Genomic DNA, 26,134 nt, shown 5'->3' on the forward strand with positions numbered 1-26,134 from the left:
GGGCCCCGCGCCGGGGGGGGGCGTTGGGGGCCGGGCGGGTGCGGCGGCCGGGGGGGGGGGCCGGCCCGGGGCGGGGGCTATTCGGGCCGCCGCGGCGGGGGGCCGCCGCCAGGGCGTGGTGTCGGTCACCGGGTGGCCGGCCCGTCGGGGAGCGCGCTCCCCGATCCGGGAGCCCACCGGTCCCCGGGCGAGGGCAGTGCCCACCAGGCGGCGAGTCCGATGATCACGCCGGTCAGGACGGTGGAGGGGCCGCCGATGTCGGCGTAGAGGAAGTCGGTCAGTTGCCAGACGAGGAGGCCGATCGCGACGAGCCCGCAGTCGCGGATCCCCCGCCCGGTCGCGTACCGGCGCAGGCCCGCGACGAGCAGGACGGCCCAGCCGCCGACGAGCGCGGTGAGCCCGATCAGTCCTTGTTCGCTGAGGATCAGCAGGTACATGTTGTGCGGGGACAGCAGCGGTTGGCGCAGGTACGCCTGACCCGCGCCGGCGGTGTCGCTGCCGGAGGACAGGCCGAGCGAGGAGTGTCCGTCGCGGTGGGCGGGGAAGCCTTTGAGGCCCACGCCCGCGGCCGGGCGTTCGCGCCACATCGACCCGGCGGCCGCCCACATCGTGTAGCGGTCGGTCACCGACTGGTCGGGGGCGCTGGAGACCTGGGTGATCGAGGTCAGCCGCTCGGCGACCATCTCCGAGCCGACGCCCAGTCCCCCGACGAGGACCACGCCGGCGGCGCCGAGCGCGACCAGCACCTTCAGCGCCCTCCGGATCCCGGCGAGCACCATGACCAGCACGGCCGCGCCGAGGGTGGCGATCCAGGCGCCCCGGCTGAAGGACAGCACCAGCGGCACCACGAGCACCAGCGCGCACGCCCCGGCGATCCGCCGGACCCGGGGCGCGAGCCCCGGCGCGAGCGCGGCGGCGGTGGCCACGACCAGCCCGTAGGCCACCACCGTGGCCATGCCCATGACGTCGCCGGGGCCGAAGGTGCCGACGGCGCGGACGTCCTCGCCCTGGTAGGAGGCGCCGGTGTGGGTCGCGTACTGCACGACCCCCACCGCCCCCTGCACCAGCGCGAGGACGACGAAGCACCCGGCGGCGATCCGGAACTCCCGCGCGTCGCGCACCAGCAGCACCACGGCCGCCGGGACCAGCACGAAGACCTGGAGGTAGCGGACGAACCCGGGCAGGGCCGCGTACGGGTCCCCGGCGGTCACGGTCGCCACCGCCAGCCCGACCGCAGGCAGCCCGAGGACGAGCACGCCCAGCGGAGTCAGCGCCCGCACCCGACCGCGCAGGGCCTGCACCCCGCATACCAGGGCGAGGAGCAGCGAGGCGGCGTCGGCGGGCCCGACCTTCCCGGACGCGGTCGCGTCGCCGGCGGGCAGGGGGGCGAGGAGGAACAGCACGGTCGCGGCGAGCGGCAGCAGCGGCCAGTGCCGGCGCAGCATGCCCGGCAGGCCGGGAACGCGGAGTACGGAGTCTGCGGCGAGGCTCATGCTCAACTCCCCCCGAGGCGGAAGCGGAAGAAGGAGGCCGCGGTCCGGGCGAGGATCCACAGGTCCTGCCACAGCGACCAGGTGTCGATGTAGTGGTTGTCGAAGCGGGCCCGGTCCTCGATGGAGGTGTCCCCGCGCAGGCCGTTGATCTGGGCGAGTCCGGTGATCCCGACGGGCATCCGGTGGCGGGCCTCGTAGCCGGGGTGGATGCTGCTGAACTTGGCTACGAAGAAGGGCCGTTCGGGGCGCGGTCCGACCAGGCTCATGTCACCCCGCACGACGTTCCACAGCTGCGGGAGCTCGTCCAGCGAGGACTTGCGCAGGAAGGAGCCGACGGGGCTCATGCCGCGGTCGCCGGCGACGGTCCAGCGGGTCGCGGACTCGTGCTCGTTCGCGCGCAGGGTGCGGAACTTCAGCAGGGTGAAGGGGCGCCCGTACAGGCCGACCCGTTCCTGTCGGAAGATCACGCCGGGGCCGTCGGAGAGCCGTACGGCCAGCGCGCAGGCGCCCATGACGGGGGCCGCGGCCAGCAGGGCCAGGGCGGCGAGGGAGGAGTCGATGGCCCGCTTCGCGTAGCGCTCCAGCGGCCGGGAGGGGCGCGGCAGCAGCGGCTGCACGGCGTACCCCCAGAGCTGGTCGGCGGGCTGCGCGACCCGCATGCCGGTGACCTTGGCGGTCCCGGCGGGGTCGGCGAGCCAGAGCCGGCAGCCGTGGTCGTGGAAGAGCCGGACCAGGGAGGCGGTGCGCTCGTCGGCCTCGGGAGGCCGGGTGAACACGGCGTGCCGCACGGAGTTCTGGATGACGGCGCGCCGGATGTCCTCGTGGGTGGCGAGCAGCGGCAGCTGCCCGGTCCCCCCGTCGGCGGCGGGTTCGGTGTCGGCGATGCCGACGGGCCGCAGCCCGTACTCGGGGCGGCCGTGCAGGGCGGCGGCGACCGCGCCGGCGCCCTCGCCGGGGCCGACGACGAGCGCGGAGAGCGGCCTGCGCACGGCGGAGCGGCGGTGCAGCTGGTTGACGAATCCGCGTCCGGCGCAGGCCAGTAGGGCCTGGAGGCAGACGGCCCCGAACAGGGCGCTCCAGCCGAGGGCGTGTCCGGGCAGGGCGGCGGCGAGCACGGCGGCGGCCGCGCACCACAGGACGGCGGCCCGCCCGGCCAGCGCGGGAAGTTCGAGCAGCGCGGAGGGCGCGAGCCGGGGCCGGTAGAGCCCGGCCTGCGCGTGCAGGGCGATGTGCGCGGCGGCGAGCGTGACGAAGGCCGGCGCGGCCGCGCCGGTCGGCAGAACCGACGCGGGGGCGGCGGCCGCGGTGGCCGCGACGGCCAGCACGTCCGCGGTCAGCAGCGGGACGAGCCCGTCACGGCGACGGGCCCGCTGTGGGCGGACGACGGGCCGGGCCCGCTCGGCCCGGGGGCCCCGCGGGGGGTGGATCGCGGTCACGGAGCGGCGGGCTTCCGCCGGCGGCGCGGGCGCGAAGGCGCTGCCGCCGGCGGGCCCCGTGCCGCCCTGCCCGCCGTGCCGGGCGGGTGCGCTGTCCATCGTCATCGGCTGATGCGCTCCTGGTTCGAGGGCCGGGGCCTGCCCAGCAGTTCGTGGTACAGGCCGGTGACCGCGTCCGCGGTCCGCCGCACGTCGAAGTCGGTCCGGGCGTGCTGCCGGGCCTGCTCCCCGAGTTCGGCGAGCAGCCGCGGTTCGGTGAGGAGCCGTCCCAGGGCCTTCGCCAGGGCCGTCGGGTCCTCCGGTGGCACCAGGCAGAGCCGTCCCTGGCCGGAGGGCAGGCTCTCCCGCGCACCGCTGACGTCGGAGACCAGGACCGGTCGGCCACAGGCCATGGCTTCGAGCGGAGCGAGCGCCATTCCTTCCCACCGCGACGGCAGTACAACGAGATCGGCGGCCCGAAGCCACGGTCGGATGTCCGCGGCGGCCCCCGCGAAGAACACTCCGGGCGGTGCCGTACGGCGCAGCCGCTCGCCGTCGGGACCGTCCCCGACCAACGCCAGCCGGGCTCCGGGGACGGTCCCGAGCAGCTCCGGCCAGGCCCGGAGCAGGATGTCCTGGCCCTTCTGCGGGCAGAGCCGGCCGACGCAGACGGCGAGCGGCCCGCCGGCCCGCAGCCCCTCGGGCAGCGGGAGACCGGCGCGGGCCTCGGACCGGTCCTGTTCCGGGTCCGGGCGGCCGGGGCGGAAGTGGTCGAGGTCGACGCCGTTGCGGATCACCGACCAGCGGCCGGTGATGCCCTCGGACTCCCCCGCCCGGCGCTCGGATTCGCTGACGCAGAGCACCCGGTCGGCCCAGCGGGCGCCGAAGCGCTCCCACCGCAGCGCGAGCGCGGCGGTGGCTCCGCCGACGGCGTCGAAGGACCAGGCGTGCGGCTGGAACACCGTGGGCAGGGAACCCCGTACGGCGAGCCGTCCGGCGAGTCCCGCCTTGGCGCTGTGGGCGTGCAGCAGATCGGGCCGCACCCGGCGGACCAGCCGGGCGGCGCCGAGGACTTCGGCGGGCAGGCCGGGGCCGGGGGCCCGCCCGGCGCGCCAGGTGAGCACCTCGGCGCCGGCGTCCCGGGCGTCGTCGGCGAGCCGCCCGCCGCGCGGGCAGCCGACGACGACGCGCAGGCCGTCGGCGGTCTGCGCCCGTACGAGGTCGGTGACGACCCGGGCCACGCCGCCGTCCACGGGCTGCACCAGGTGCAGGACGGTGAACGTGGATCCGGAAGGTCCCCGTGGGGGCCGTGCTGGTGAAGGCTGTGCTGATGGTTGTGTCGGCACGTGGAGTGGACTCCTGCGTTCAGCGGCGCGCGTCTGTCTGAACGAAGAGCACACCGAGGAATTGACCCTGGCTTTCGCCTGTGAACTTGAAACTCAGGCTGCGGGCACCACCGGACAGCGCGGGGCTGAGATCGAACACGTCCGCGTCATATCCGAGATTGTTAATATGTTCGGGCTGTCGCACGAACGAGGGACGTCCGAATTCCGTGATCGTGGAATTCATAACATCATTAAAAGGATTTTCTGCATCACTGAGGCTGACCCGGCGACCACTGTCGGCGGTCACTGTGAGTGAGTCGCCCAGGGTCCCGCGGTCCCCGTCGTACGCGACCACCCCGGCCCGCCCCGCGGAGCCGGCCGCGGCGTCCAGCCCGGCGATCTCCACCGTCTCCCCGGCCGCCTCGCCGCCCCCGGCCACCAACCCCTCGAAGCCGTCCCAGAGGGAGAGCCGGCGCAGCGGTTCCTGCGGGTGCTCGTAGGCGACCACCAGGGTCCACCCGCCCCAGGCGCCCACGTCGGACTGCCCCATGGCGATGTTGAGCTGCGCGACGGTCCACAGGCCCGCGCCGCCCTTGCGGACGAGCGGGGTCACGTCGGCCGAGGCCTGGTAGGCGTCGCTCCCGGCGTCCGTGCGGTGCCCGATCACGGTGTCGGCCAAGACGGCCTTGTAGGCGCCGCCGGGTTCGGCGACCAGCACCCGACCGTTGTCCTGCGGCGGCTTCTGCTCGCCGACCCGCAGGTTCCCGCCCCAGTAGAGACGGGCGTACGAGACCTTCGCGCCCGGCGGGACCTTGAGCTCGGCGCGGGTGGAGTTGTAGGTGTCCGGGTCCTTGTCGACCTCGCTGTAGAACATCTCGAAGTCGCTGTTGACCCCGGCCGCCCCCCGCTTGACCTCGGCGCACGGCTCGGCCTGCGGGGCCGCTTCCTTGCGGCAGCTGATGCCCGAGTTCGAGGCCCGGACGAGCCCGCCGTGCTGGACGGCCTGATAACGCTGCGTGAAGGGCACCCGGGGCAATTCGCGCGGCCCGACCGGTTCCGCCGCCTGCGCCACGGGGGCGTTGGCGGAAAGTGTGAGGCAGGACAGCAGGCCGAGTGTGCCGAGGATTCTGCGGGGTGAACCCATGTCCCTGTCTCCATTTTCGATCAAGGGGACAAAACAGGAGTGAACTTTGTCAGAAATCAGGCTGGAAATCACGTCGGACTCGCTCGTACGGCCTTTTGGGCGACGGTACGCACCCTCGCGGTGGGCGGGTCGTTAAGGCCGCGCACCACCGCGGCGAAAAAGGGGACCCGTCGCGAAAGTCCCGAAAGCCGTGAAAGTCGCGGACGACGCACCGGGCCTGGCCGTTCGTCCCTCCGGGACCGCCGCGGGAACGCCTGAACGTCAACCTTCCGCTCCGAAACGTCGGCATCCGGGTGAATCGACGCAACCCGGGACGGGGCGGGGCCGTTGTTCCGTGTGCTCCAGTACCGGGCAATCCTGCAAAAAAGGGACGAAAATGATCAAGAAGTTTGTGGCTGGCGCAGCGGTTGCCGCCTCCGTGGTCGGTCTGGGTGCCGCGATGGCCCCGCAGGCGATGGCGATCGGGAACGACAACGGCATCAACACCGTGAACGGCAACGGCGCCTCGCAGATCTACGGCAACCAGGCCACGTACGGCAACATGAGCCCGCAGATGGCGCTCATCCAGGGCTCGTTCAACAAGCCCTGCATCGCCCTGCCCGCCAAGGCCAACGTGCAGTCGGTCCTCGCCCTGGTCAACGTCGGCGTCCAGGACATCCCGGTCCTGTCCAGCCCGCAGAACCAGCAGTGCACCGAGAACTCGACCCAGGCCAAGGGCGACGAGGCCCTCTCGCACATCCTGGACAACATCCCGATCCTCTCGGGCAACGTCTCCTCCGGCAGCTGACCCCCTCAGCCCCGCCCCGGCGAGGCCGTCGCACCCTCGGGTCGCGGCGGCCTCGCCGCGTATAGGACGCCTTCGAATTCCGGAACGAATCATCACGGAATTCGACACACGAAGCCCGGGGCATCGGAGTGAATTGCCCACCGACCCCGAAAAATCTCCGGTTTCTTTTCCCGGAGCCGCTCGTTGTTATTTCTGCAGTGGATACGCCCCTGCGGGAAAGGATCGAAATCAAATGACGTACAAGAAGGCAGTGGTGCTGGCCGCCGGCGCGCTGATGGCCGCCGGTGTCGCCTCCCCCGCCATGGCCGACTCGGGCGCCAGCGGTGTCGCCGCGGGCTCCCCCGGTGTCCTCTCCGGCAACCTGGTCCAGGTCCCGGTGCACATCCCCGTCAACGTCTGCGGCAACACCGTCGACGTGGTCGGCGTGCTGAACCCGGCGTTCGGCAACACCTGCGTCAACGACTGACGAAGCGCCTGCGCCCCGCGGGGGCGAACCTCCTCGGGGTGGCCCCGGAGTGCACGGCGGTGCACTCCGGGGCCACCTTCGATTCAGCACCGGCCCCAGCGCCGGTAGACAGGGAAGGACCCATGCGACAGGTACTGAGTCGACAGGTACTGGGCAAGGGGATGCTCACGGCGGCGGCCGCGTCCAGCCTGCTGTCGATCGCGACCGGCGCGGCCTACGCGCATCCCGGGGCGACGGCCGAGGCCTCGCACTCTCCGGGTGTGCTGTCCGGCAACAGCGTCTCGGTACCGATCACCTTCGCCCCGAACGTGTGCGGCAACAGCGTGGACGGGGGTGCCGCCCTCAACCCCGCGATGGGCAACACCTGCGTCACCACGACCGGCTCCGACGTCGACCACGACTACGAGCGCTACCTCAGCCCCGAGCACGCCGAGACCTTCGAGCGCTACCTCGACGAGCACAGCCGCGGCCGGCACGCGCTGCCGGCCCAGCGCCACGAGGAGGAGCGCCGCCACGAGACCCCCCGCGAGCACCTCCCGCGGCACGCGGCGCCCCGCCACGAGGAGCCGTCCCACGACGGCGGCTACGGCGGCCCGGGCGAGCAGCAGCAGCAGCAGCCGGAGGAGGAGTGCGACGACCACCCCGCGGGGCCCCCGCCGCACGCCGAGCACCCGGTCCCCCACCCGGCGCCGCCCGCGCCGCACCATCCGGCGCCCCTCCCGGAGCCGAAGCCGGAGCCGGCCGCCGAGCACCCGGCGCCGCTGCCCGCCCCGGCGCCCGTCCCGGTGCCGGAGATCCCGCCGGTGCCCGAGCCGCAGCCCGTACCGCTGCCGGCGCCGGAGCCCGTCCCGGTACCGGTCCAGGAGGTCCCGAAGCCGCAGCCGGGGCCGGAGACCCGACCGGAACCGCGGCCGGAGCCGCAGCCCCACACGCTCCCGGCCCCGTTGCCCGCCCCCGCGCCGCCCGTCGCGCAGGAGCCCCCCGCGACGCGACCGCCGCACGGCAGCCAGCCCGTGGAGCGGCCCGCCCCGGCGCCCGTCCCGGTGCCGGAGAACGTACGGCCCGGCGACCAGCCCCCGGCCGCCCCCGGCGGTGACGCCCCGGTGCCGCTGCCTCCCGCACCCGCCCCGGCGCCCGTTCCGGCCGCGGAGGTCCCCTCCGTCCCGGCGCCCCGCGGCCCCGTCTCCCCCGCGCCGGCCCACGTGGCGGCGCCGGAGCTGGCCGACACCGGAGCCGGCCGGCCGGAGGCCGCGGCGGCCCTCGCCTCGGCCCTGATCCTGGGCGGCGCGATTCTCTACCGGCGGTCCCGCGTCTCCTGACCGGGAATACCGGTAATCAGAAGAAATATCGGCCGGAGAATCCCTTGTCGGATTCTCCGGCCGTTGCCGTGCCCCGAAACCCGGCGTTTCCGTAGCGGCCGGTAATCGTTACCCAGGTCGAAAGCGGCGCGACGGTCGCCGCCGACGCCTCTGCCCACGAAAAGAAGAGGATTTCGAATAATGAAGCTCAAGCAGGTCGCCGCTGTCCTCGTCGGCTCCGTCGCCGCCCTCGGCGCCGCGACCCCGGCCTTCGCCACCGAGACCCCGGCGTCGATGCCCCCCATGAGCGCGACGAGCGGACTGTCGGACGCGCTGAACGCCGTCGGCCCCGTCACCGAGGCGCTCCCCCAGACGGTGGGCAACGGACTCGCCGAGCAGGGGCAGAGCGTCGACAAGGTGTTCGGCACCGTCCAGAAGGTCAACCAGGCCCGCAACAACCTCCCCGGCGAGGTCCTGGAGGTCGCGAACCTCGCCCCCCAGGCGTCCCCGGAACTCCTCGGCGGTGTGAAGCTCAACGGCGGCGCGCACTGAACTGCCGCCGACATGACTGTGGGCGCCACCGGCGAGGCCGGGGGCGCCCACAGTCACGTGTGCAGAATGCGACGAACGTCAGTCGTTGACGCAGACGTTGCCGAACGCCGGGTTCAGCAGGCCGATCACGTTGACGGAGTTGCCGCAGACGTTGACCGGGACGTGGACCGGAACCTGAGCCAGGTTGCCCGAGAGGACACCGGGGGAACCCACGGCCGCGCCCTCGGCCGACGAGTCGGCGACGGCGGAGCCGGCGGCACCGGCCGCGGCGAGACCAGCGGTGGCCAGGACCAGGGCGGCCTTCTTGGCAGCAGCAGAGTTCATGGGAAGTGCACCTTCTGTTCGATGTCCTGCCCCGATGCCGGGGCTCACACCGAGCGAAACGGTCCACCGTCCCGGACGACACGGCTGCGGAACCGATCAGACCTGTTCAGCCCAATAGTCGTAACTGCTAGTGGATCGGAATGTCGGGGATCGCCGGAATCTCCGGGATCGCGGGGACGAGACCGGTCGCCGGGGGGACGGCCGGGTTGGCGACGGGCAGCTGCGGGACCTGGACGGGCGGGAGGGTCGGCGCCGTCGGGAGGTTCGGGATCGCGGGGATCGCCGGGAGCGCGGGCAGGGTCGGCAGCTTGATCTCCGGCAGGGTCACGCCGGGCAGCAGCGCCTGGAGCGACTTGAGGAGGTCGGCCAGGGTCGTGCCGATGCCGGCGAGGAGGTCGTCGATCGGGCCGGCCGCCGCACGTGACTCCAGCGCCTCAAGACCGTCGATCTGCTCCTGGACGGCCTCCACCTTCTTCGTGAGGGCCGCCGCGCCCTCGCCGTCCGCGGCGACCGCGGGGGCGACCGCGCCGGACAGTATGACGACCGCGAGGGCCGACGGGACAAGGACGCGGAAGCGGGACGGCTTGGTGCGCAGCATGGAGGTTCCTTCGGATGTGGTCGCTCAGAAACGGACCCGAGCGATCCGCTTCCTTACCCACCGTGCGAACACCTTGTACGGACCGCAACCGGACGGCGGGCGGCCGGGTGGACCCGGTGGGTGCGTACGGGCTTCGCGCACGCGTCCGTAGCGGCCTCACCCGGTCCGGCGAATGGCGCGGCACGAACGGGCCGTTTGAGTGAAGGAGCGGAACCAACCCCGCGGGCGGCAGTTGTCCAGGGAGCTCCACCAACGGGCACTCGTGCGACAAAAGGACCAATGATGCTCAAGAAGATCATGACTGCTGCCGCGGTCTCCGCCGTTGCCGTCGGCGCCGGCGCTGCGGCCGCGGCTCCGGCCATGGCCATCGGCAACGACAACGGGGTCAACACCGTCAACGGCAACGGTGCCTCGCAGATCTACGGCAACCAGAAGACCCACGGCGACCAGAGCCCGCAGCTCGGCCTGGTCCAGGGCACGCTCAACAAGCCCTGCATCGGTCTGCCGGCGAAGGTCAACGCCCAGTCGATCCTGGCCCTGATCAACGTGGGCGTCCAGGACATCAACGTCCTGTCCAACCCGCAGAACCAGCAGTGCGCCGAGAACTCGACCCAGGCCAAGGGCGACGAGCCGCTCTCGCACATCCTCAGCAACATCCCGGTCCTCTCGGGCAACGGCTCCATCGGCAGCTGAACCCCGCCCCCTCCGCCCGGGCCCACGACGCCCGCGGAGCAGGGGACGCCCCGCTCACGACCCGGGAGCGGGGGGAGCCCCGGCAGCTTGCGGCTGCCGGGGCTCCCGTGCGTGATGGGGCGGTTGTGTCAGCCGGTCCAGAAGTCCCACCACCGGGTCAGGACCAGCATGGCGATCACCCCGATGTGCAGGGCGGGCGGCGCCCAGCCGAACTCGGCGAAGAAGACCCGCACCGGGGCGGGCGCGGGCAGGTGGCCGGCGCGGACGTTGTGCGCGGTGACGGCCCAGAACATCAGCAGCGTCGCCACCCAGGCCAGGCTGCACCAGAGGCAGAGGGCGTTGATCTCGTACAGCGACTGGACCATCAGCCAGGCACAGAAACCGGTGCCGAAGAGGGTGCCGGCGTTCAGTCCCAGCCAGAACCAGCCGCGGTGCCGGGCCCCGGCGAGCAGGCTCGCGCCCACGCATACCACGACGGCGTAGCAGACCAGTCCCAGCATCGGGTTGGGGAATCCGAAGACCGCCGCCTGGTCGCTCTTCATGACGCTGCCGCAGGAGACCACGGGGTTGAGGCTGCACGCGGGCTTGAAGTCCGGGTCCTCCAACAGGAGGAACTTGTCCAGGGTGATGACCCAGGAGGCCAGCAGCCCCGCGGCCCCGGTGAGCACCAGCAGCCATGGCAGCCCCTTCGGGGCCGGTGCGGGCTCGTCCTCGTGTCGACCGCCGGGCAGTCCCTGCTGACGGGGGACGCCCACTGTATTCGTTGCCATGTCACCCATAGTCCCCCGCAGTTGCACAGAGGGTCCCTAATCATGCCTATACAGCCGGAAGTTGACCTGAAGGTGTGGTGGGAACCCCTGATGCTTCCCGGACGTTTTACCGAACCCCGGACGTGATGTCAGAACCAGGGGCTACGTTGAGCGTCTGCGAAGTGACAACCTGCGACGGCCTGGAGACCCACCTTGAGCGATCCGTACGAGACAACCGAGGCGCACCTCGACCGACTCCTCGGCCGCGCACTCAACTCCTTCGACCTGCCGGACGCGCTGGTCGAGCGCCTGGGCACCGCGCTCGCCCACAGCTCTTCGCTGTACACCACCCACCACAGCCCGGCGGCGGGGCTCTGGCGGGAGACGCACCGGCACACCTACCTGCTGGCCGACGGGGGTTCGGCCTCCCTGTGGGAGCTCGCCTACCGACTGAAGGGTGATCGCAGCACCCGTTGCGAGGTGTTCGCGAGCAAGGCCGAGCTCGGCCTCGCGGTGACCGGGCTGTTCGGCGAGGCGCCCGCGGAGGCGGTGGCGGACCCGTCACAGGCGGGCGGCGCGGCCGATGACGAGGTGGAGTCCGATCTCTCCGTGCTGAGTGCCCTGTTCGCGGCATCGGCGCCGGAGGACCGGCACCGCGAGTACGCCATGGAGGAGTCCGCGGACCACGCCCGCCGGGTGCTGCGGCGCGCGGAGAACCCCGACCGTCCCGGTGAGGCGGTGGCGGAGCGGCTGCGTTCGGCGTACGCCCACCGGATCACGCAGGCCTTCGGGGGCCGGCAGTGCCTCGCGGACGGGCGGGACGCGGGGTTCAGCCTGTACGAGCACGCGTTCGTGCTGCTGGACGGCGGCGAGTACAGCCTGTGGGAGGTCGAGCACACGGCCACGCCCGACGGCCGGCACATGTGCGAGGTGTACGGGAGCGAGGCCGCCGCGCGCGGGGCGATGGAGGTTCGCGCGCGGGTGAGGTGACGCCCCCTCCCGCCCGGGCGGGAGGGGAACCCCGATCAGGTCGTGGCGGATCCGGTCAGCTGGAGGTCCAGCGGCGGGTCCGCGGTGACGTGGACCTCCGCGGGGCGGAGGTCGGCGGGGGTGGGCATGGCGCTGCCGGGGAGCTGTACGGCCGCCGCCCCGTGGGCCAGGGCGGAGGCGAGGGCAGTCGGGCCGGTGCCGCCCGCGATGAGGAACCCGGCCAGGGCCGCGTCGCCGGCGCCGACGTCGCTGCGGACGGCGGTGACGGGCGCGGTGCCGTGGAAGGTGCCCTCCGCGCAGACGAGGAGCTGACCGTCGGCGCCCAGGGAGGCCAGGACGGCTCCGGCGCCCAGCGAGCGCAGTTCCTCGGCCGCCTTGACGACGTCCCCGAGGGTGGGCAGGGGGCGGCCGACGGCTTCGGCCAGCTCCGCCGCGTTGGGCTTGATCACGTCGGGGCGCGCGGGGAGCGCCGCCAGGAGCGCGGGGCCGGAGGTGTCGAGGGCGACACGGGCTCCGCCCTCGTGGGCCCGGGTGACCAGCTCGGCGTACCAGTCGGGGCCGGGGCCGCCGGGCAGGCTGCCGCAGCAGGCGATCCAGTCCGCGTCGGCGGAGCAGGCGCGGACCGTTTCCAGGAGCAGGGACGATTCCTCGGGCAGCAGCTCGGGGCCGGGGGCGTTGATCTTCGTGAGGGTGCCGTCCGGTTCGGCGACCGAGATGTTCGTGCGCGTCCGGCCGGCGATCGAGACGGCGGTGACGTCCACGCCCTGGGCGCCGAGCAGTTCGGCGAGCAGTATGCCGGGGGTACCGCCGAGCGGGAGGACCGCCGTCGTCCGGACGCCCGCGGCGGCGACGGCGCGCGAGACGTTGACCCCCTTGCCGCCCGGGTCGACCCGGTCGCCGGTGGCGCGCACGACCGTGCCGCGCTCCAGCGAGGGGACCTCGTACGTCCGGTCCAGGGAGGGGTTGGGGGTGACGGTGACGATCATACGAGTTCGACTTCCGTACCGGCGGCTTCGATGGCCGCCTTGTGAGCCGGGGCGAGCCCCGTGTCGGTGATGAGGAGGTCCACGTCCGCGAAGGTGCCGAAGCGGGCGAAGTGTTCCTGCCCGGCCTTCGCGGAGTCGGCCAGCAGGACGACCCGGCGGGCGGCCGCGATGGCGGCCCGCTTGACGGCCCCCTCGGCCAGGTCGGGCGTGGTCAGGCCGGCCTCGGGGGTGAAGCCGTTCGTCGCGAGGAACAGGACGTCGGCGCGGACCTCGGCGTAGGCGCGCAGCGCCCAGGCGTCGACGGCCGCCCGGGTGCGGTGGCGGACCCGGCCTCCGACGAGGTGGAGGTCGATGCCGGTGTGGTCGGCCAGCCTGGCGGCGACGGGCAGCGCGTGGGTGACGACGGTGAGCGCGTGGTCGACGGGGATGCGCGCGGCGAGCCGGGCGACGGTGCTGCCGGCGTCGAGGATGATGCCGGCGCCGTCGGGGATCCGCAGGAGGGCTGCGGCGGCGATGCGGTCCTTCTCGTCGGCCGCGGTGGCCTCGCGTTCGGTGAGGTCGGGCTCGAAGTCGAGGCGGCCGGACGGAATGGCGCCGCCGTGGACGCGGCGGATCAGGCCCGCCCGGTCGAGGGCCGTCAGGTCGCGGCGCACGGTCTCGGAGGTGACCTGGAAGCGCTCGGACAGGGAGAGCACGTCGACGCGGCCCGCTTCGCGGGCGAGGCGCAGGATCTCCTGCTGTCGCTCGGCTGCGTACATGTGGCTTTACGTCCGTCCTGTGCCCGCTTGCGTGGTTTCCTCCCCACCGTACGCCGCCGGATCCGCGGAAGCAAAGCAAAACGGACATGCCCGCCGTGGAGGGCGGGCATGTCCGTGCGGTTCTCGCGGACGCCGTGCGGGCCGCGCGGGGCCCTCGGGCGGTGGCGCCTCAGGCCGTGGGGACCTTCTCCGGCGACGGGTCGGCGTGCTCGACCGCGCCCTCGCGCTCCCCCATCGGAACCTGCTTGCGCGGCAGCATGAACATCACCGCGAAGATCACGACGAGGACCGCCACGACCCACCACAGCGCGCCGCGGAACGCCTCGACGTAGGGGGCGCCGTAGACCCGGTCGTCGTCGATGAGCCCGAAGAAGACCACGGAGGTCAGGCCGAGGCCCAGGGCGTTGCCCATCTGGCCGGTGGTGTTGATGAGACCGGAGGCCGATCCGGCGTGCTCGCGCGGGACCTGGGACAGGACGGTGTCGGTCAGCGGGGCCACGATCAGGCCCATGCCGATGCCCATCACGACCAGCGGGGCCGCCATCTGCCAGGACGCGATCCCCATGCCGTAGTGCTCGGACTCCCAGATGTAGAGGAGTAGGCCCGCGGCCATGGTCAGCGCGCCGGCCTGGAGCACCTTGCGGCCGAAGCGCGGTACGAGCTTCTGGACGGAGATGCCCGCGGCGGCCGAGACGGCCAGCGAGAACGGGATGCCGGTGGTGCCTGCCCGCAGGGCGCTCCAGCCGAGGCCCATCTGCATGTACAGGGTCCAGACGAGGAAGAAGATGCCCGTCGCGATGCCGAAGGTCAGCTGGACGGCGATGCCGCCGGCGAAGCTCTTGACCTTGAAGAGGGAGAGCTCGACCAGCGGCGAGCCGTCCTTCTTGATCTTGTACTTCTCGTAGGCGATGAAACCGACGAAGAGGAAGGGCACCGCGCCCATGCACAGGAAGCCCCACAGCGGCCAGTCGTTCTCCCGGCCGTGGGTGAGGGGGAAGATCAGCATGACCAGGCCGACGGTGGCGAGGACGACGCCGACCAGGTCCAGGCGCAGCGCCCGGGGGGCCTTGGACTCGGTGATGAACTTGCGGCCCAGGATCACGCCGGCGATGCCGACGGGCAGGTTGATCAGGAAGATCGGGCGCCATTCCAGACCGAAGAGGTTCCACTGGGTGAGCAGCGCGCCGAGCATCGGACCCGAGACGGCACCGAGGCCGACGATCGCACCGAACATGCCGAAGACCTTGCCGCGCTCGTGCGGCGGGAAGGTCACGTGGATGATCGCCAGCACCTGCGGGACCATCAGGGCCGCCATCGCGCCCTGGAGGATGCGGGAGGCGACGAGCATGGACGGGTTGGCGGCGATGCCGCAGAGCAACGAGGCGGCGGTGAAACCGGCGATGCCGAGGAGGAAGAGGCGCTTGCGGCCGTAGATGTCACCGAGACGGCCTCCGGTGATCAGGCCGGCGGCGAAGGCGAGGGCGTACCCGGCGGTGATCCACTGGATCGCGCTGGTGGAGGCGCCGAACCCCTCGCGCATGCTGGGTATCGCGATGTTGACGATCGTGACGTCGACCAGGTCCATGAAGGCCGCGGTCATCACGATGGCGAGCGCCAGCCAACGGCGGCGGTCGCCGGGCGGGGCGGCCGCCTCGTCGGGGGCGGTGCCCGGGTCCGGTGCTGATGCCGTGGGCGCGTTCCGCTCTTCTCGTACGGGCCCGTTCTTTCTTTCGGGCGATGTCTGGGACGTCTCGGTGCTCATGGAGAGAAACCTAGACGGGATATAGGTCAGTTGGTGTCCTATTTCGATGGCAGCCTTGGGCCATGAACGACACCCCGGCGCGGCTGCTCACCCTGCTGTCCCTGCTGCAGACCCCGCGCGAATGGCCGGGCAGCGAACTCGCCGAGCGGCTGCGCGTGAGCGCCCGGACGATCCGGCGGGACATCGACCGGCTGCGGGACCTCGGATATCCGGTGGAGGCCTCGCTGGGCGCGGACGGCGGGTACCGACTGGTGGCGGGGGCGGCGATGCCGCCGCTGCTGCTGGACGACGAGGAGGCGGTGGCGATCGCCGTCGGGCTGCGGGCGGGGGCCGGGCACGCGATCGAGGGGGTCGAGGAGGCCTCCGTACGGGCCTTGGCGAAGCTGGAGCAGGTGCTGCCCTCGCGACTGCGGCACCGGGTGGGCGCGCTCCAGTCGGCGACGGTCGCGGTGACCCGCGGGGACGGGGCGAGCGTGGATCCGCGGACGCTGACGACGATGGCCGCGTCGATCGCGGGGCTGGAGCGGCTGCGGTTCGCGTACCGGGCGCGGGACGGGGCGGACAGCCGGCGGCAGGTGGAGCCGTACCGGTTGGTGAGCACGGGGAGCCGCTGGTACCTGGTGGCCTTCGACCTGGAGCGGGAGGACTGGCGGACGTTCCGGGTGGACCGGGTGAGCGAGCCCTTCGCGACGGGGGCCCGGTTCGCGCCGCGGGAGCTGCCGATGGAGGCGGCCGAGTTCGTCCGGCGCGGGCTGCGCGGCGGGGAGCGGTACGGGGTCGACGTGTCCTTCGCGGTGGCCCCGGAGGAACTGCCGGGCTGGCTGCGGGAGGGGGCGCGGCCGGAGGCGGGCGGCGCCCGGGTGCGCTTCGAGAGCGCGGACACCCCGGAGTGGCTGGTGGCCCGACTGGCACTGACGGGACTGCCGTTCACGGTGCTCGCGCCGGAGTTCCTTTCGGCGGCCGCCCGAACGCTCGCCGCCCGCCTGACGGGGGCGGCGGGCTCGCCCTGACCGGACCGCACCGACGCGGGGGCACCGACGCGAACGCACCGGCGCCGGGCGCGAGGGAGCCCCGGCACCTGGGGGGGGTAGGTGCCGGGGCTCGTCAGGGGGGGGCGGCGGCGCGAGCCGCTCGGGCCGCGGGGATCAGGCCACGGCGTCGAAGCCGGTGTCGCGGGCCATCCGCTTCAGTTCGAGGAGCGCGTGCTTCTCGATCTGCCGGATCCGCTCGCGGGTCAGCCCGTGCTGCTTGCCGACCTCGGTCAGGGTCCGCTCGCGGCCGTCCTCGATGCCGTACCGCATCTTGATGATGGACGCGGTGCGCTGGTCCAGCTTGCCGAGGAGGTCCTCCAGTTCCTCGCTGCGCAGCAGCGAGAGCACGGACTGCTCGGGCGAGATCGCGGAGGTGTCCTCCAGCAGGTCGCCGAACTGGGTGTCGCCCTCGTCGTCCACCGACATGTTCAGGCTGACCGGGTCGCGCGCCCAGTCCAGGACGTCGCCGACGCGCTTCTCCGTCGAGTCGAGCTCGGCGGCGATCTCCGCGTGCTCCGGGTCGCGGCCGTTCTCCCGGTTGAACTCGCGCTGCACCCGGCGGATCCGGCCGAGCTCCTCGACCAGGTGGACGGGGAGGCGGATGGTGCGGGACTGGTCGGCGATGGAACGGGTGATGGCCTGCCGGATCCACCACGTGGCGTACGTGGAGAACTTGAAGCCCTTGGCGTAGTCGAACTTCTCCACGGCCCGGACCAGGCCGGCGTTGCCCTCCTGGATCAGGTCGAGGAGGGGCAGCCCGCTGCGCGGGTAGCGGCGGGCGACCGCCACCACCAGGCGGAGGTTGGACCGGATGAAGACTTCCTTGGCGCGCTCGCCCTCGGCGGCCAGGGCTTCCAGCTCCTCGCGCGCGGGGGTCTCCCCCGCGCGCTCTATCGCGTCGTCGAGGATCTGCCGGGCGTACACGCCCGCCTCGATGATCTGCGAGAGCTCCACTTCCTTGGCGGCGTCGAGCAGCGGGGTGCGCGCGATCTCGTCCAGGTACATGCCGACCAGGTCACGGTCGGCGATCTCCCCGCCCACGGCGCGAGCGCTGCTCGTGGACTGACGACGGGCGACGGCGCGGGTTGCCATGCGTGCTCCCTTGCGATGCGATGATTCGGTCGCGGTGCGGCTTGGAGGACGGCCCGGAGCGGCGGGCGCTGCGGCGGTTCGTCCTTCGGACACTCTCCCGAGTGCCCGCTTCCGATGGAAACAACGACTGGAATCGGGACAGAATTCCCACGCCGCTCCCTCTTTTCCGAGATCTTGCAGTATCCTGCCCCGCCATCACCCGGTCACGGAGGGGCGCGGAATGCCGCAAGAAACCGAAGGAGTGCAGGTCAGGCCCGGAACCGAGGCGGACCTCGCGGCCCTCACGGAGGTCTACAACCACTACGTCCGTGAGACCGCCGTCACATTCGACACGGTGCCCTTCAGCCCGGAACAGCGCCGCCCGTGGCTGCGCTCCCACCCTGAAGACGGGCCTCACCGCCTTCTGGTTGCCTGGACTGGCGATCGAATGGCCGGATATGCGACAAGCAGCGCGTTCCGCCCGAAACCGGCGTACGCGAGTTCGGTGGAGGTCAGCGTGTACCTGGCTCCGGACGCGGTGGGTCGCGGCATCGGCGGAACGCTCTACGCGGCCCTGTTCGAGGCCCTCGCCGACGAACCCGTGCACCGGGCCTTCGCGGGCGTCGCCCTGCCGAACGAGGCCTCGGTGCGCCTCCACGAGCGCTTCGGCTTCCGCCGGGTCGGGGAGTTCACCGAGGCGGGCTGGAAGTTCGGCCGCTTCTGGGACGTCCGCTGGTACGAGAAGCCCCTGGGCGGGAGCGGCGGACCGACCTAGCCGAACTGGAGGGAGCGCTTGGAGAGGCCCATCCAGAAGCCGTCCACCGGGGTCCGCTGGGCGGCGAGGTCCGCCCCGGCGGCGCCGAGGGTGACGAACAGCGGCGCGAAGTGTTCGGTCCGGGGGTGGGCCAGGCGGCCCGCCGGGGACTTGGCCTCGAAGTCGAGCAGGGCGTCGACGTCGGCGGCGGCCAGGGCCTCGCGGCCCCAGTCGTCGAATTCGGCGGACCAACCGGGGACCCCGGGGCCGGTGTGCCGCAGCGCCGCCAGGTTGTGGGTGAAGAACCCGCTGCCGACGATGAGCACGCCCACGTCGCGCAGCGGGGCGAGCCGGCGGCCCATGTCCATCAGGCGGGTCGGATCGAGGGTCGGCAGGGAGATCTGCAGGACCGGTATGTCGGCGTCGGGGTACATCTCGACGAGGGGCACGTATGCGCCGTGGTCGAGGCCCCGGTCGGGCATGTCCTGGACGGGGGTGCCGGGGGTCCGCAGGAGGGCGCGGACCGAGGCGGCGAGTTCCGGGGCGCCGGGCGCCCCGTACCGCACGGCGTAGTAGTGCTCGGGGAAGCCCCAGAAGTCGTACACGAGGGGGACGGGCTCGGTGGCGCTCAGCGCCAGCGGGGCCTCTTCCCAGTGCGCGGAGACCATCAGGATCGCGCGGGGCCGGGGCAGCGCCGCCGACCAGGCGGCCAGTTCGCCGGGCCAGACGGGGTCGTCGGCGAGCGGCGGGGCGCCGTGGCTCAGGTACAGCGCCGGCATGCGGGCGGGGGCGGGCGCGGATACGGAGGTCATCGGGCGCTCCTGGGTGGTCGGGGGTTCGGTGCGGGGGCCGTCGCGCCGGGCGGCGCCGTCGACAGAGCTGTCCCCCGGTCGCCGGCGGGTCCGCCGGGGGCGGCCGGGGCCGCCGTACAAAGACTAACCCCGCTTCGTTCAAATTTGAACGAAGCGGGGTCATCAGTCATTCCCGCACCGGGATCCCCGTCAGTGGGCGATCACCGGGATCTTGAACTCGGCGTCCTCGGAGTCGGCGCCGGAGCCGGCCGCGGGCGCTCCCGCGCCGGGGCGGCCCGTGGTGATCAGGGCGAACGCGATGGTCGCGCTGATCACGAGGATGCCGACGGCCCACCAGATGGCGGAGGAGTAGCCCTCGACCATCGCCTTGGCCTGCGCCAGCTGCCCGGCCGGCCCGCCCGCCGCGACCTCGGCCGCGTGGTCGGTCAGGTACGCGGTCGTCGCCGAGGCGGCGATCGTGTTCAGCAGGGCGGTGCCGATCGCGCCGCCGACCTGCTGCGAGGTGTTGACCATCGCCGAGGCGACACCGGCGTCGGCCGGGTTCACCCCGTGCGTGGCCAGCGACATGGCCGGCATGAACGCGGTGCCCATGCCGAGGCCCAGCAGCAGCTGCGCCGGCAGGATCAGCGCCGGGTAGGAGGAACCGACCTCCAGCTGGGTCAGCAGCAGCATGCCGGTCGCGGCGACGAGGAAGCCCGGGCCCATGAGCAGGCGCGGCGGCACGCGGGTCATCAGGCGGGCACCGATCTGGGTGGAGCCCGTGATCATGCCCGCGATCATCGGCAGGAAGGCGAAGCCGGTCTTGACCGGCGAGAAGCCCTTCACGACCTGGAGGTAGTAGGTGAGGAAGAGGAACAGGCCGAACATCGAGATGACGGCCAGACCGAGGGAGAGGTAGACGCCACCGCGGTTGCGCTCCAGCAGGACGCGCAGGGGCAGCAGCGGGGACTTCACCTTGGACTCGACGTACACGAACGCCAGCAGCAGGACCGCGGAGGCGACGAACAGGCCGATGGTGAGCGGGTCGGACCAGCCCTCGGACTCGGCGCGGGTGAACCCGTACACGAGCGAGACGAGACCGACCGTCGAGAGGAGCACGCCGGGGACGTCGAGCTTGGCGGGGTTGCGGGAGCCGGCCGGCTCCCGGATGACCATCCAGGCACCGACGGCGGCGACGATCGCGAAGGGGATGTTCACGAAGAACGTCCAGCGCCAGTTCAGGTACTCGGTGAGGAAGCCGCCGAGGATCAGGCCGACGGCGCCGCCGCCGCCCGCGATGGCACCGTAGATGCCGAAGGCCTTGGCCCGCTCCTTGGCGTCGGTGAAGCTGACGGCCAGCAGGGAGAGCGCGGCCGGTGCCAGCAGGGCGCCGAACGCACCCTGGAGGGCGCGGGCGCCGAGCATCATCGCCTCGCCGGTGGCGGCACCGCCGAGCGCGGAGGCCAGGGCGAATCCGCCGAGGCCGACGATGAACGCGTTCTTGCGCCCCCACTTGTCGGCGATGCGACCGCCGAAGAGCAGCAGACCGCCGAAGGCGAGCGCGTACGCGGTGATGACCCACTGGCGGTTGCCGTCGGAAATGCCGAGATCGGTCTGGGCGGACGGGAGCGCGATGTTCACGATGGTCGCGTCGAGGACGACCATCAACTGCGCCAGGGCTATGAAGACGAGGGCCTTCCAGCGATTGGGATCGGCGACGACCGGCGGGGCGGTCGCGGCTGTTTTTGACATGGGGGTACCTGCTTCACTGTGCGGAATGACTGAAAAAAGCTAGTTGATGAGGGTTTGCCGCGTCATGTGGTTTTAGGCGTCACGCCTCGTGCGCCATGGGGCTTCGTGCGTCGTGCTTCGTACGTCATGCGGCTTCGTGCTTCGGCGACGTCGCGTGGTGCGTGGTGCGTGGTGCGTGGTGCGTGGTTCTGCGCCTCACGTGGTTCTGCGTCTGAGGTCCCGCAAGGAGGCCGCGACACCGGGGAGTTCGGAGCGGGCCGGGGCGCGCAGTCCGTCGAGGAAGAGTTGGAGGTGGCGGTGCGCGTACCCGTCCATGTCGGGGCAGCCCGTGCCGGGGAGCGGGCGGCTCAGCTGGGACAGGGCGACCATCAGGTCACCGACGCCGATGTCGGTGCGGACGAGTCCGCCGTCCTGACCGGCGGCCACGAGGGCTTCCACGGCCTCCTCCAACGCGGTGCGGGAAGCGATCAGTTCGGGGTGGTCCGGGTCGAAGCCGGCGGCGAGCATCGGGCACAGGGCGCCGATGCGTTCGTCGGCCGCCGCGTGCGCGAAGCGGCAGAGCGCGGTGAAGGAGTCGGGTTCCTCGGCGAGAGCGTCCTCGGCGAGGGCCGCGACGCGGCCCGTCACGTAGAGCACGACGTGGTGGACGAGGGTGGAGCGGTCCGGGAAGTGCCGGTACAGGGTGGCGTTGCCGACGCCGGCGCGGCGGGCGATCTCGTCGAGCGGCGCGTCCGAGCCGAACTCCACCAGCATCTCGCGGGCCGCGACCAGGATGCGCTCCCGGTTGCGCACGGCGTCCGCGCGCGGCTTCGGCACCCGGGTGGGGGCGGCGGCCGGCTCCGGGGCCGCGGCCTCGACCGCCGGCGGGGCGGGAAGGGTCGCCGTCGCCGCGGGGGCGAGGTCCACCGCCGCGACGGGGGCGGCCGCGCGGGTGCGGGTCGGGGTCTTCATTCCGGTGCCTTCCTGGACGGGCTCGGGTGCTGGTGACGGTGACGGTGCGCGGCGCTCGCGCCGGTTCGGATCCGGGAGGCCGGTTCCGGTTCTGCGTGTCCACCGTGTTGCGAAGCGGGGATCCGGTCCCCGTTTCGCGCGACGTAGGTGCAAACGGGGATCGAGTCCCCGGTTATTTCGCCCTTGGGTGTGACCTGGCTCACAGATCGATTGGGTGGTCTAGTCCCGTTTGGACGCTCCCGACGCGCGGGCGCGTCGCGACCGACGGAGGGTGAACGGACAGAGCGCAGTCCGGACCCGGCCGGCTGCCGCGGACCCGAAGGCGATCTCCATGCCGCAGACCCGCCGCCGGATACGCAGACACTGCCGCACCTGCGCGTACATCGGCCTGACCGCGCTGGCACTCGGCATCACGGCGACCGCGAGCACCGGCATATCGGGGCGCGGGCACTCGGCGGCGGGCCCCGTGGCCACCAGTGCCGAATCCCTGCTGGCACCCTGCCGGATCACCGGGACCATGGGCGTGCAGATGTCCGAGGGCCTGCCGACGCCGCCCGGGTACTCCCGGTCGACCGGCGAGGTGCGCGCACTGAACCTGATGATCGACTTCCCCGACGCCAAGGGCGAGGGCACGGCGATGGACCGCCTCTCGGAGTTCTTCCCCCAGACCTCCGACTGGTTCCGGACCAGCTCCTACGGCCGGCTCACCTACCGGGCCGAGGCGCCGATAAGGGAGTGGCTGCGGATGCCGATGCCGTTCGCCCAGTACGGGATCGGGCGCGGGTCCCCGTACGAACCCGGCTACCGGCAACTCGTCGAGCACATCGCGAAGGCCGCCGACAGCGAGGTCGACTTCGGCAAGTACGACCTGGTCAACGTGCTGGTCACGCCGAACGCCGGCCCGTCGGCCCTGGACACCGTCCTGTCGGTGACCTTCTCGGGCAACGCCGAGGCGCCGGTCGCCGACGGGGTGCCGCTCGCCAACACGTCGTTCGTCTACAGCCGGCAGGACGACGGTTCGGGCTCCTACCGGGAGACCGGCTACCGGGTGCTCCCCCACGAGAACGGGCACGTCTTCGGGCTGCCCGACCTGTACACCTCCGACGGCGGCGGCACGGTCGGGCACTGGGACATCATGAGCGAGGACTGGGGCGCCAACAACGACCTGCTCGGCTGGCACAAGTGGAAGCTGGGGTGGCTGGACGGGGAGCAGATCAGCTGCGCCTCGAAGTCGGGGATCAGCGATCACGTCCTGTCGCCGCTGGCCGTGGCGGGCGGCACGAAGCTGGCCTTCGTCCCGCTGTCGGAGAGCGCCGGGTACGCGGTGGAGGTGCGGACGCGCGCCGGCAACGACGAGGCCGTGTGCAAGCCCGGCGTGCTCATCTACAAGGTGGACTCGGACGTGGACACCGGGCGCGGGCCGGTCACCGTGCGGGACAGCGCCGCCGACAGCGGCGGCTGCACCCGGCGGCCCAACGTGCACGCCGAACTGTCGGACGCGCCCTTCGTGCCGGGCGAGACCTTCACCGACGACAAGTCCGGCATCAGCGTCTCGGTGGTGGGCGAACTGCGCAACGGCAGCTACCAGGTGCGGATCACCCGACCCTGACGGCTCCCGATCCCGTTCCCGGGCCGGCCGGGGCCACTCGGCCCGGCAGGTCCGGACCTCCGGCCCCCTTGCGGGGGCTCGGGGGCGGGGAGGCTGGGGTGGGGAGGCCGAGGGCGGGGCGTGCGCCCCGGACCGGCGGCCGACCCGCGACCGCCCGCGCCGACCTTGGAGGCTGACCGCCGTGAAGGCCCTCGTGCTGCGCCCGGACGGCGCCCCGGCCCTGATCGACCGGCCCGTGCCGCGGCCCCGGGCCGGGGAGGTCCTCGTACGGACCACCGCTGCCCTCGTGTGCGCCTGGGACGGCCACGCCTCTTGCGACGAGGGGCTCGGCCACGAGGCCGTCGGGGTGGTGCGGGCCGTCGGCGTCGGGGTGCCGGACTCGTACCTCGGCCTGCGGGTGGCGGCCGAGGGCCGGGGGCGGCTCGCCGAGTACTTCCGGGTACCGGTCGCCGGGGCCGGGCTGGTTCCGCTGCCCGACCGGATCACCGATCACCAGGCCCTGTACGCCGCCGGGGCGCTGGCCACCGGCTTCGCCGCCGCCGAGGAGGCGGGGGCGCCGGCGGGCGGGAGCGTCGCCGTGTTCGGGCAGGGCGCGGTCGGGCTCAGCGCGACGGTGGCCGCCGGGCGGCTGCGGGGCGCGCGGGTCATCGCCGTGGAACCGGAGCCCCGGCGCCAGTTGCTGGCCCTGCGGTTCGGGGCGGACGTGGTGGTGGACCCGGCGTACGAGGACTCCGCCGAGCGGATCCTGGAGCTGACGGGCGGGGCCGGCGCGGACTGCGCGATCCTGGCGACCGCCGCCCCCGGGGCCCGGGCTGCGGCCCGCGACGGCACGGCGCCGGGCGGGCGCGTCACCCTCGCCCGCTGCCGTGCGGGAACCGGGCCGGAGGCCGGACCGGAGGGCGCGGCGACCGGGGCGGCGAACGGCGCCGCGACCGGGACGGCGACCGGGGCGCGGACGGCCCTGATGCTCGATCTGATCGGCGACGGGCTGCTGGATCCGACCGTGATGACCACCCACGAATTCCCCTTCACCCGGGTGGAGGAGGCCTTTCGGCGGCTTTCGGCACGGGAGCCGGGCATGGTCAAACCCATCGTCCACTTCCCCCGGAGGAGCCCGTCGTGACCGTGACCCCCGCGACCCCCGAAGAGCGTCTGGCCGCGGCCGGGCTGACGCTGCCGCCCGCCCCGGAGCCGGTCGCCGTGTACGTGCCGGCCGTCCTGAACGGGCACTACGTGTACACCTCCGGCCAGCTGCCGATGGTGGACGGGGCCCTGCCGCTGACCGGCAAGGTGGGTGCCGGGGTGACCCCGGAACAGGCGAGGGAACTGGCCGGACGGTGCGCGCTCAACGCGCTCGCCGCGGTGGCGTCGGTCGCCGGGGACCTGTCGGCGGTGAAGCGGGTGGTGAAGGTGGTGGGCTTCGTCGCGAGCGACCCCTCGTTCACCGGCCAGCCGGGCGTCGTGAACGGCGCGAGCGAGCTGCTGGGCACCGCCTTCGGCGACGCGGGCATCCACGCCCGGAGCGCGGTCGGGGTGACGGTGCTGCCGCTCGACGCGCCCGTCGAGGTGGAGCTGGTCGTGGAACTGCACACCCCGATGGGGGTGTGATGCCGTGACGGCCCGTCGGGGGCTTCGCCCGCGTGGAGGAGGCGTACGCGGCCGTCGCGTCGGGCGGGAGCGGGACGGGCGGGGTCCAGCGGGGCCAAGGCTCCTGGGACGGGGGCTCGCGGGGCCGGGACGGAGCGGACCGGGACAGAGCGGACGGGGACGGAGCGGACGGGGACGGAGCGGACGGGGACGGAGCGGACGGGGGCGGGGCGGGCGAACCCCCGGCCGGTTCCGGACGTCTTCGAGGGCATGAACGCGACACCCCCACCACCGACCCCGGCCGTCGCCGGGGGCCGGTGGGCCGTCGCCGGGCGGGGCGGGGTCGTCGCCGGGCTCTGCGTCCTCACCGCCCTGCTGATGGCGCTGAACCCCCTGATCCCCAACGGCCCCGCCACCGGCAACCTCGGCAGCCTCGTCCAGACGTTCCTCCCCTGGACGGGCCTGCTCGTCCTGCCCCTGCTCGCCGGCGCCCTGCTGCGCCGCTCGCGCACGGCCCTGATCGCCGTCCTGCTGCCCGCGCTGACCTGGACGGGGCTGCACGGCCCGGCCCTGCTGACCGACCGGGGCACCGACGGCCCCGCCGGGCTGACCGTCGCCACCCACAACGTGGACGACGCCAACCCCGACCCGGCCGGCGCCGCCCGGGCCGTCGCCGCGTCCGGGGCGCAGCTGATCGCGCTGGAGGAACTGACCCAACCCGCGACCCGGACCTACGAACGGGAGCTGGCCGCGACGCACCCGTACCACGTGGTGGAGGGCACGGTGGGCCTCTGGAGCACCTTCCCCCTGCGCGACACCGGGGCCGTCCCGATCATGCCGTGGACCCGGGCCCTGCGCGCCACCGCCGACACCCCGAGGGGGCCCGTCACGGTGTACGTCGCCCACCTGGCCTCCGTCCGGCTGCGCCCGGGCGGCTTCGCCACCGAGCGCCGCAACGCCGCCGCCCGCAACCTCGACGCCGCCCTGCGCGCCGACCCCGCCACCCGCGTCCTCCTGATGGGCGACCTCAACGGCACCACCGCGGACGCCGCCCTGGCCCCGCTGACGTCCCGCTTCCGCTCCGCGCAGGAGGAGGCCGGCAGCGGCCCCGGCTTCAGCTGGCCGGCCCGATTCCCGGTGGCCCGGATCGACCAGATCCTCGTACGGGGCCTCTCCCCGGTCTCCGCCTGGACCCTCCCGCCGACCGCGAGCGACCACCTCCCGGTGGCCGCGTCCGTCCGCTTCTGA

The 26,134-nt window shown here is 73.1% G+C and carries 26 protein-coding genes; 12 read left to right on the plus strand and 14 right to left on the minus strand.

Going from position 1 to position 26,134, the window contains the following annotated elements:
* Positions 1–125: 125 nt before the first annotated feature.
* The 4 genes from ACFVS6_RS39120 to ACFVS6_RS39135 form a co-directional block, all read right to left on the minus strand.
* Complete coding sequence (locus ACFVS6_RS39120) at positions 126–1,493, minus strand: O-antigen ligase family protein (RefSeq protein WP_389711302.1); 1,368 nt, start codon at positions 1,491–1,493, stop codon at positions 126–128.
* Positions 1,494–1,495: 2 nt separating this feature from the next.
* Complete coding sequence (locus ACFVS6_RS39125) at positions 1,496–3,028, minus strand: exopolysaccharide biosynthesis polyprenyl glycosylphosphotransferase (protein ID WP_389711325.1); 1,533 nt, start codon at positions 3,026–3,028, stop codon at positions 1,496–1,498.
* A gap of 2 nt (positions 3,029–3,030) precedes the next feature.
* The gene (locus ACFVS6_RS39130; protein WP_389711326.1) at positions 3,031–4,173 is read right to left on the minus strand and encodes a glycosyltransferase; all 1,143 of its coding nucleotides are present in this window, start codon (positions 4,171–4,173) and stop codon (positions 3,031–3,033) included.
* 100 nt (positions 4,174–4,273) lie between these two features.
* The gene (locus ACFVS6_RS39135; RefSeq protein WP_389711303.1) at positions 4,274–5,377 is read right to left on the minus strand and encodes a DUF3344 domain-containing protein; all 1,104 of its coding nucleotides are present in this window, start codon (positions 5,375–5,377) and stop codon (positions 4,274–4,276) included.
* Positions 5,378–5,753: 376 nt separating this feature from the next.
* On the opposite strand from ACFVS6_RS39135, the gene ACFVS6_RS39140 reads away from it, so the two are divergent.
* The 4 genes from ACFVS6_RS39140 (at position 5,754) to ACFVS6_RS39155 (ending at position 8,480) form a co-directional block, all read left to right on the plus strand.
* Positions 5,754–6,164: a rodlin gene (locus ACFVS6_RS39140; RefSeq protein ID WP_281209869.1), complete on the plus strand. Its 411-nt coding sequence runs from the start codon at positions 5,754–5,756 to the stop codon at positions 6,162–6,164.
* A 232-nt stretch (positions 6,165–6,396) separates the two neighbouring features.
* Positions 6,397–6,630, plus strand: coding sequence for a chaplin (locus tag ACFVS6_RS39145; protein ID WP_389711304.1), 234 nt, complete (start codon positions 6,397–6,399; stop codon positions 6,628–6,630).
* Positions 6,631–6,752: 122 nt separating this feature from the next.
* Positions 6,753–7,949: a chaplin gene (locus tag ACFVS6_RS39150; RefSeq protein WP_389711305.1), complete on the plus strand. Its 1,197-nt coding sequence runs from the start codon at positions 6,753–6,755 to the stop codon at positions 7,947–7,949.
* A gap of 180 nt (positions 7,950–8,129) precedes the next feature.
* Positions 8,130–8,480 carry a hypothetical protein gene (locus ACFVS6_RS39155; protein ID WP_389711306.1) on the plus strand — a complete coding sequence of 117 codons (351 nt, stop codon included), beginning with the start codon at positions 8,130–8,132 and terminating at the stop codon, positions 8,478–8,480.
* A 78-nt stretch (positions 8,481–8,558) separates the two neighbouring features.
* Here the strand turns inward: ACFVS6_RS39155 and ACFVS6_RS39160 are convergent, their stop codons facing one another.
* Together ACFVS6_RS39160 and ACFVS6_RS39165 are read right to left on the minus strand one after the other, a co-directional pair.
* A complete protein-coding gene (locus tag ACFVS6_RS39160) occupies positions 8,559–8,804 on the minus strand; it encodes a chaplin (protein WP_281209865.1) in 246 nt (81 codons plus the stop codon).
* Positions 8,805–8,931: 127 nt separating this feature from the next.
* Positions 8,932–9,402, minus strand: coding sequence for a hypothetical protein (locus tag ACFVS6_RS39165; RefSeq protein WP_389711307.1), 471 nt, complete (start codon positions 9,400–9,402; stop codon positions 8,932–8,934).
* Between the two features lie 282 nt (positions 9,403–9,684).
* Here ACFVS6_RS39165 and ACFVS6_RS39170 point away from each other — a divergent pair, with 282 nt between their 5' ends.
* Positions 9,685–10,095, plus strand: a complete 411-nt coding sequence (locus ACFVS6_RS39170; RefSeq protein ID WP_281209863.1) for a rodlin — start codon at positions 9,685–9,687, stop codon at positions 10,093–10,095.
* 128 nt (positions 10,096–10,223) lie between these two features.
* Here ACFVS6_RS39170 and ACFVS6_RS39175 read toward each other — a convergent pair whose 3' ends face one another.
* On the minus strand, positions 10,224–10,865 hold the full coding sequence (locus ACFVS6_RS39175) for a vitamin K epoxide reductase family protein (RefSeq protein WP_389711308.1): 642 nt from the start codon (positions 10,863–10,865) through the stop codon (positions 10,224–10,226).
* Positions 10,866–11,057: 192 nt separating this feature from the next.
* Between ACFVS6_RS39175 and ACFVS6_RS39180 the strand changes: the two genes are divergently transcribed.
* Positions 11,058–11,834, plus strand: coding sequence for a DUF6227 family protein (locus tag ACFVS6_RS39180; RefSeq protein ID WP_389711309.1), 777 nt, complete (start codon positions 11,058–11,060; stop codon positions 11,832–11,834).
* A gap of 35 nt (positions 11,835–11,869) precedes the next feature.
* On the opposite strand, the gene pfkB is transcribed toward ACFVS6_RS39180, so the two are convergent.
* From pfkB to ACFVS6_RS39195, 3 genes are all read right to left on the minus strand, one after another.
* Complete coding sequence (gene pfkB / locus ACFVS6_RS39185) at positions 11,870–12,820, minus strand: 1-phosphofructokinase (protein WP_389711310.1); 951 nt, start codon at positions 12,818–12,820, stop codon at positions 11,870–11,872.
* The gene (locus ACFVS6_RS39190; RefSeq protein WP_389711311.1) at positions 12,817–13,578 is read right to left on the minus strand and encodes a DeoR/GlpR family DNA-binding transcription regulator; all 762 of its coding nucleotides are present in this window, start codon (positions 13,576–13,578) and stop codon (positions 12,817–12,819) included. The genes pfkB and ACFVS6_RS39190 overlap by 4 nt, the downstream gene beginning before the upstream one ends.
* A gap of 169 nt (positions 13,579–13,747) precedes the next feature.
* Complete coding sequence (locus tag ACFVS6_RS39195; RefSeq protein WP_389711312.1) at positions 13,748–15,340, minus strand: MFS transporter; 1,593 nt, start codon at positions 15,338–15,340, stop codon at positions 13,748–13,750.
* Positions 15,341–15,402: 62 nt separating this feature from the next.
* Between ACFVS6_RS39195 and ACFVS6_RS39200 the strand changes: the two genes are divergently transcribed.
* The gene (locus tag ACFVS6_RS39200; RefSeq protein ID WP_389711313.1) at positions 15,403–16,350 is read left to right on the plus strand and encodes a helix-turn-helix transcriptional regulator; all 948 of its coding nucleotides are present in this window, start codon (positions 15,403–15,405) and stop codon (positions 16,348–16,350) included.
* A gap of 135 nt (positions 16,351–16,485) precedes the next feature.
* On the opposite strand, the gene ACFVS6_RS39205 is transcribed toward ACFVS6_RS39200, so the two are convergent.
* Entirely contained in the window at positions 16,486–17,463 is a 978-nt protein-coding gene (locus ACFVS6_RS39205; protein WP_389711314.1) for an RNA polymerase sigma factor RpoD/SigA, read from the minus strand.
* 220 nt (positions 17,464–17,683) lie between these two features.
* Here ACFVS6_RS39205 and ACFVS6_RS39210 point away from each other — a divergent pair, with 220 nt between their 5' ends.
* Positions 17,684–18,217 carry a GNAT family N-acetyltransferase gene (locus ACFVS6_RS39210; RefSeq protein WP_389711315.1) on the plus strand — a complete coding sequence of 178 codons (534 nt, stop codon included), beginning with the start codon at positions 17,684–17,686 and terminating at the stop codon, positions 18,215–18,217.
* Here ACFVS6_RS39210 and ACFVS6_RS39215 read toward each other — a convergent pair.
* The 3 genes from ACFVS6_RS39215 to ACFVS6_RS39225 form a co-directional block, all read right to left on the minus strand.
* Positions 18,214–18,975, minus strand: coding sequence for a dioxygenase (locus ACFVS6_RS39215; RefSeq protein ID WP_389711327.1), 762 nt, complete (start codon positions 18,973–18,975; stop codon positions 18,214–18,216). The two genes, ACFVS6_RS39210 and ACFVS6_RS39215, sit on opposite strands and share 4 nt — an antisense overlap.
* Before the next feature lie 222 nt (positions 18,976–19,197).
* The gene (locus ACFVS6_RS39220; RefSeq protein WP_389711316.1) at positions 19,198–20,739 is read right to left on the minus strand and encodes an MFS transporter; all 1,542 of its coding nucleotides are present in this window, start codon (positions 20,737–20,739) and stop codon (positions 19,198–19,200) included.
* Between the two features lie 195 nt (positions 20,740–20,934).
* Complete coding sequence (locus ACFVS6_RS39225) at positions 20,935–21,690, minus strand: TetR/AcrR family transcriptional regulator (RefSeq protein ID WP_389711317.1); 756 nt, start codon at positions 21,688–21,690, stop codon at positions 20,935–20,937.
* A 331-nt stretch (positions 21,691–22,021) separates the two neighbouring features.
* Between ACFVS6_RS39225 and ACFVS6_RS39230 the strand changes: the two genes are divergently transcribed.
* The 4 genes from ACFVS6_RS39230 to ACFVS6_RS39245 all read left to right on the plus strand — a co-directional run bounded on the left by ACFVS6_RS39230 (position 22,022) and on the right by ACFVS6_RS39245 (position 26,134).
* Positions 22,022–23,299: a M6 family metalloprotease domain-containing protein gene (locus tag ACFVS6_RS39230; RefSeq protein ID WP_389711318.1), complete on the plus strand. Its 1,278-nt coding sequence runs from the start codon at positions 22,022–22,024 to the stop codon at positions 23,297–23,299.
* Between the two features lie 181 nt (positions 23,300–23,480).
* Positions 23,481–24,422, plus strand: coding sequence for a zinc-binding dehydrogenase (locus ACFVS6_RS39235; RefSeq protein ID WP_389711319.1), 942 nt, complete (start codon positions 23,481–23,483; stop codon positions 24,420–24,422).
* Positions 24,423–24,424: 2 nt separating this feature from the next.
* Entirely contained in the window at positions 24,425–24,907 is a 483-nt protein-coding gene (locus tag ACFVS6_RS39240) for a RidA family protein (RefSeq protein WP_389711328.1), read from the plus strand.
* Positions 24,908–25,156: 249 nt separating this feature from the next.
* Entirely contained in the window at positions 25,157–26,134 is a 978-nt protein-coding gene (locus tag ACFVS6_RS39245; protein ID WP_389711320.1) for an endonuclease/exonuclease/phosphatase family protein, read from the plus strand.

The sequence above is a fragment of the Streptomyces sp. NPDC057939 genome, assembly GCF_042887545.1.
Lineage (GTDB): Bacteria > Actinomycetota > Actinomycetes > Streptomycetales > Streptomycetaceae > Streptomyces.

Bases quoted from the DNA above. Each gene is read 5' to 3' on its own strand.
- ACFVS6_RS39160 (WP_281209865.1), bottom strand. From the start codon at position 8,804: ATGAACTCTGCTGCTGCCAAGAAGGCCGCCCTGGTCCTGGCCACCGCT.
- ACFVS6_RS39210 (WP_389711315.1), top strand. From the start codon at position 17,684: ATGCCGCAAGAAACCGAAGGAGTGCAGGTCAGGCCCGGAACCGAGGCG.
- ACFVS6_RS39165 (WP_389711307.1), bottom strand. From the start codon at position 9,402: ATGCTGCGCACCAAGCCGTCCCGCTTCCGCGTCCTTGTCCCGTCGGCC.
- ACFVS6_RS39140 (WP_281209869.1), top strand. From the start codon at position 5,754: ATGATCAAGAAGTTTGTGGCTGGCGCAGCGGTTGCCGCCTCCGTGGTC.
- ACFVS6_RS39195 (WP_389711312.1), bottom strand. From the start codon at position 15,340: ATGAGCACCGAGACGTCCCAGACATCGCCCGAAAGAAAGAACGGGCCC.
- ACFVS6_RS39190 (WP_389711311.1), bottom strand. From the start codon at position 13,578: ATGTACGCAGCCGAGCGACAGCAGGAGATCCTGCGCCTCGCCCGCGAA.
- ACFVS6_RS39245 (WP_389711320.1), top strand. From the start codon at position 25,157: ATGAACGCGACACCCCCACCACCGACCCCGGCCGTCGCCGGGGGCCGG.
- pfkB (WP_389711310.1), bottom strand. From the start codon at position 12,820: ATGATCGTCACCGTCACCCCCAACCCCTCCCTGGACCGGACGTACGAG.
- ACFVS6_RS39170 (WP_281209863.1), top strand. From the start codon at position 9,685: ATGCTCAAGAAGATCATGACTGCTGCCGCGGTCTCCGCCGTTGCCGTC.
- ACFVS6_RS39175 (WP_389711308.1), bottom strand. From the start codon at position 10,865: ATGGCAACGAATACAGTGGGCGTCCCCCGTCAGCAGGGACTGCCCGGC.
- ACFVS6_RS39120 (WP_389711302.1), bottom strand. From the start codon at position 1,493: ATGAGCCTCGCCGCAGACTCCGTACTCCGCGTTCCCGGCCTGCCGGGC.
- ACFVS6_RS39145 (WP_389711304.1), top strand. From the start codon at position 6,397: ATGACGTACAAGAAGGCAGTGGTGCTGGCCGCCGGCGCGCTGATGGCC.
- ACFVS6_RS39205 (WP_389711314.1), bottom strand. From the start codon at position 17,463: ATGGCAACCCGCGCCGTCGCCCGTCGTCAGTCCACGAGCAGCGCTCGC.
- ACFVS6_RS39200 (WP_389711313.1), top strand. From the start codon at position 15,403: ATGAACGACACCCCGGCGCGGCTGCTCACCCTGCTGTCCCTGCTGCAG.
- ACFVS6_RS39125 (WP_389711325.1), bottom strand. From the start codon at position 3,028: ATGGACAGCGCACCCGCCCGGCACGGCGGGCAGGGCGGCACGGGGCCC.
- ACFVS6_RS39225 (WP_389711317.1), bottom strand. From the start codon at position 21,690: ATGAAGACCCCGACCCGCACCCGCGCGGCCGCCCCCGTCGCGGCGGTG.
- ACFVS6_RS39150 (WP_389711305.1), top strand. From the start codon at position 6,753: ATGCGACAGGTACTGAGTCGACAGGTACTGGGCAAGGGGATGCTCACG.
- ACFVS6_RS39155 (WP_389711306.1), top strand. From the start codon at position 8,130: ATGAAGCTCAAGCAGGTCGCCGCTGTCCTCGTCGGCTCCGTCGCCGCC.
- ACFVS6_RS39135 (WP_389711303.1), bottom strand. From the start codon at position 5,377: ATGGGTTCACCCCGCAGAATCCTCGGCACACTCGGCCTGCTGTCCTGC.
- ACFVS6_RS39215 (WP_389711327.1), bottom strand. From the start codon at position 18,975: ATGCCGGCGCTGTACCTGAGCCACGGCGCCCCGCCGCTCGCCGACGAC.
- ACFVS6_RS39230 (WP_389711318.1), top strand. From the start codon at position 22,022: ATGCCGCAGACCCGCCGCCGGATACGCAGACACTGCCGCACCTGCGCG.
- ACFVS6_RS39220 (WP_389711316.1), bottom strand. From the start codon at position 20,739: ATGTCAAAAACAGCCGCGACCGCCCCGCCGGTCGTCGCCGATCCCAAT.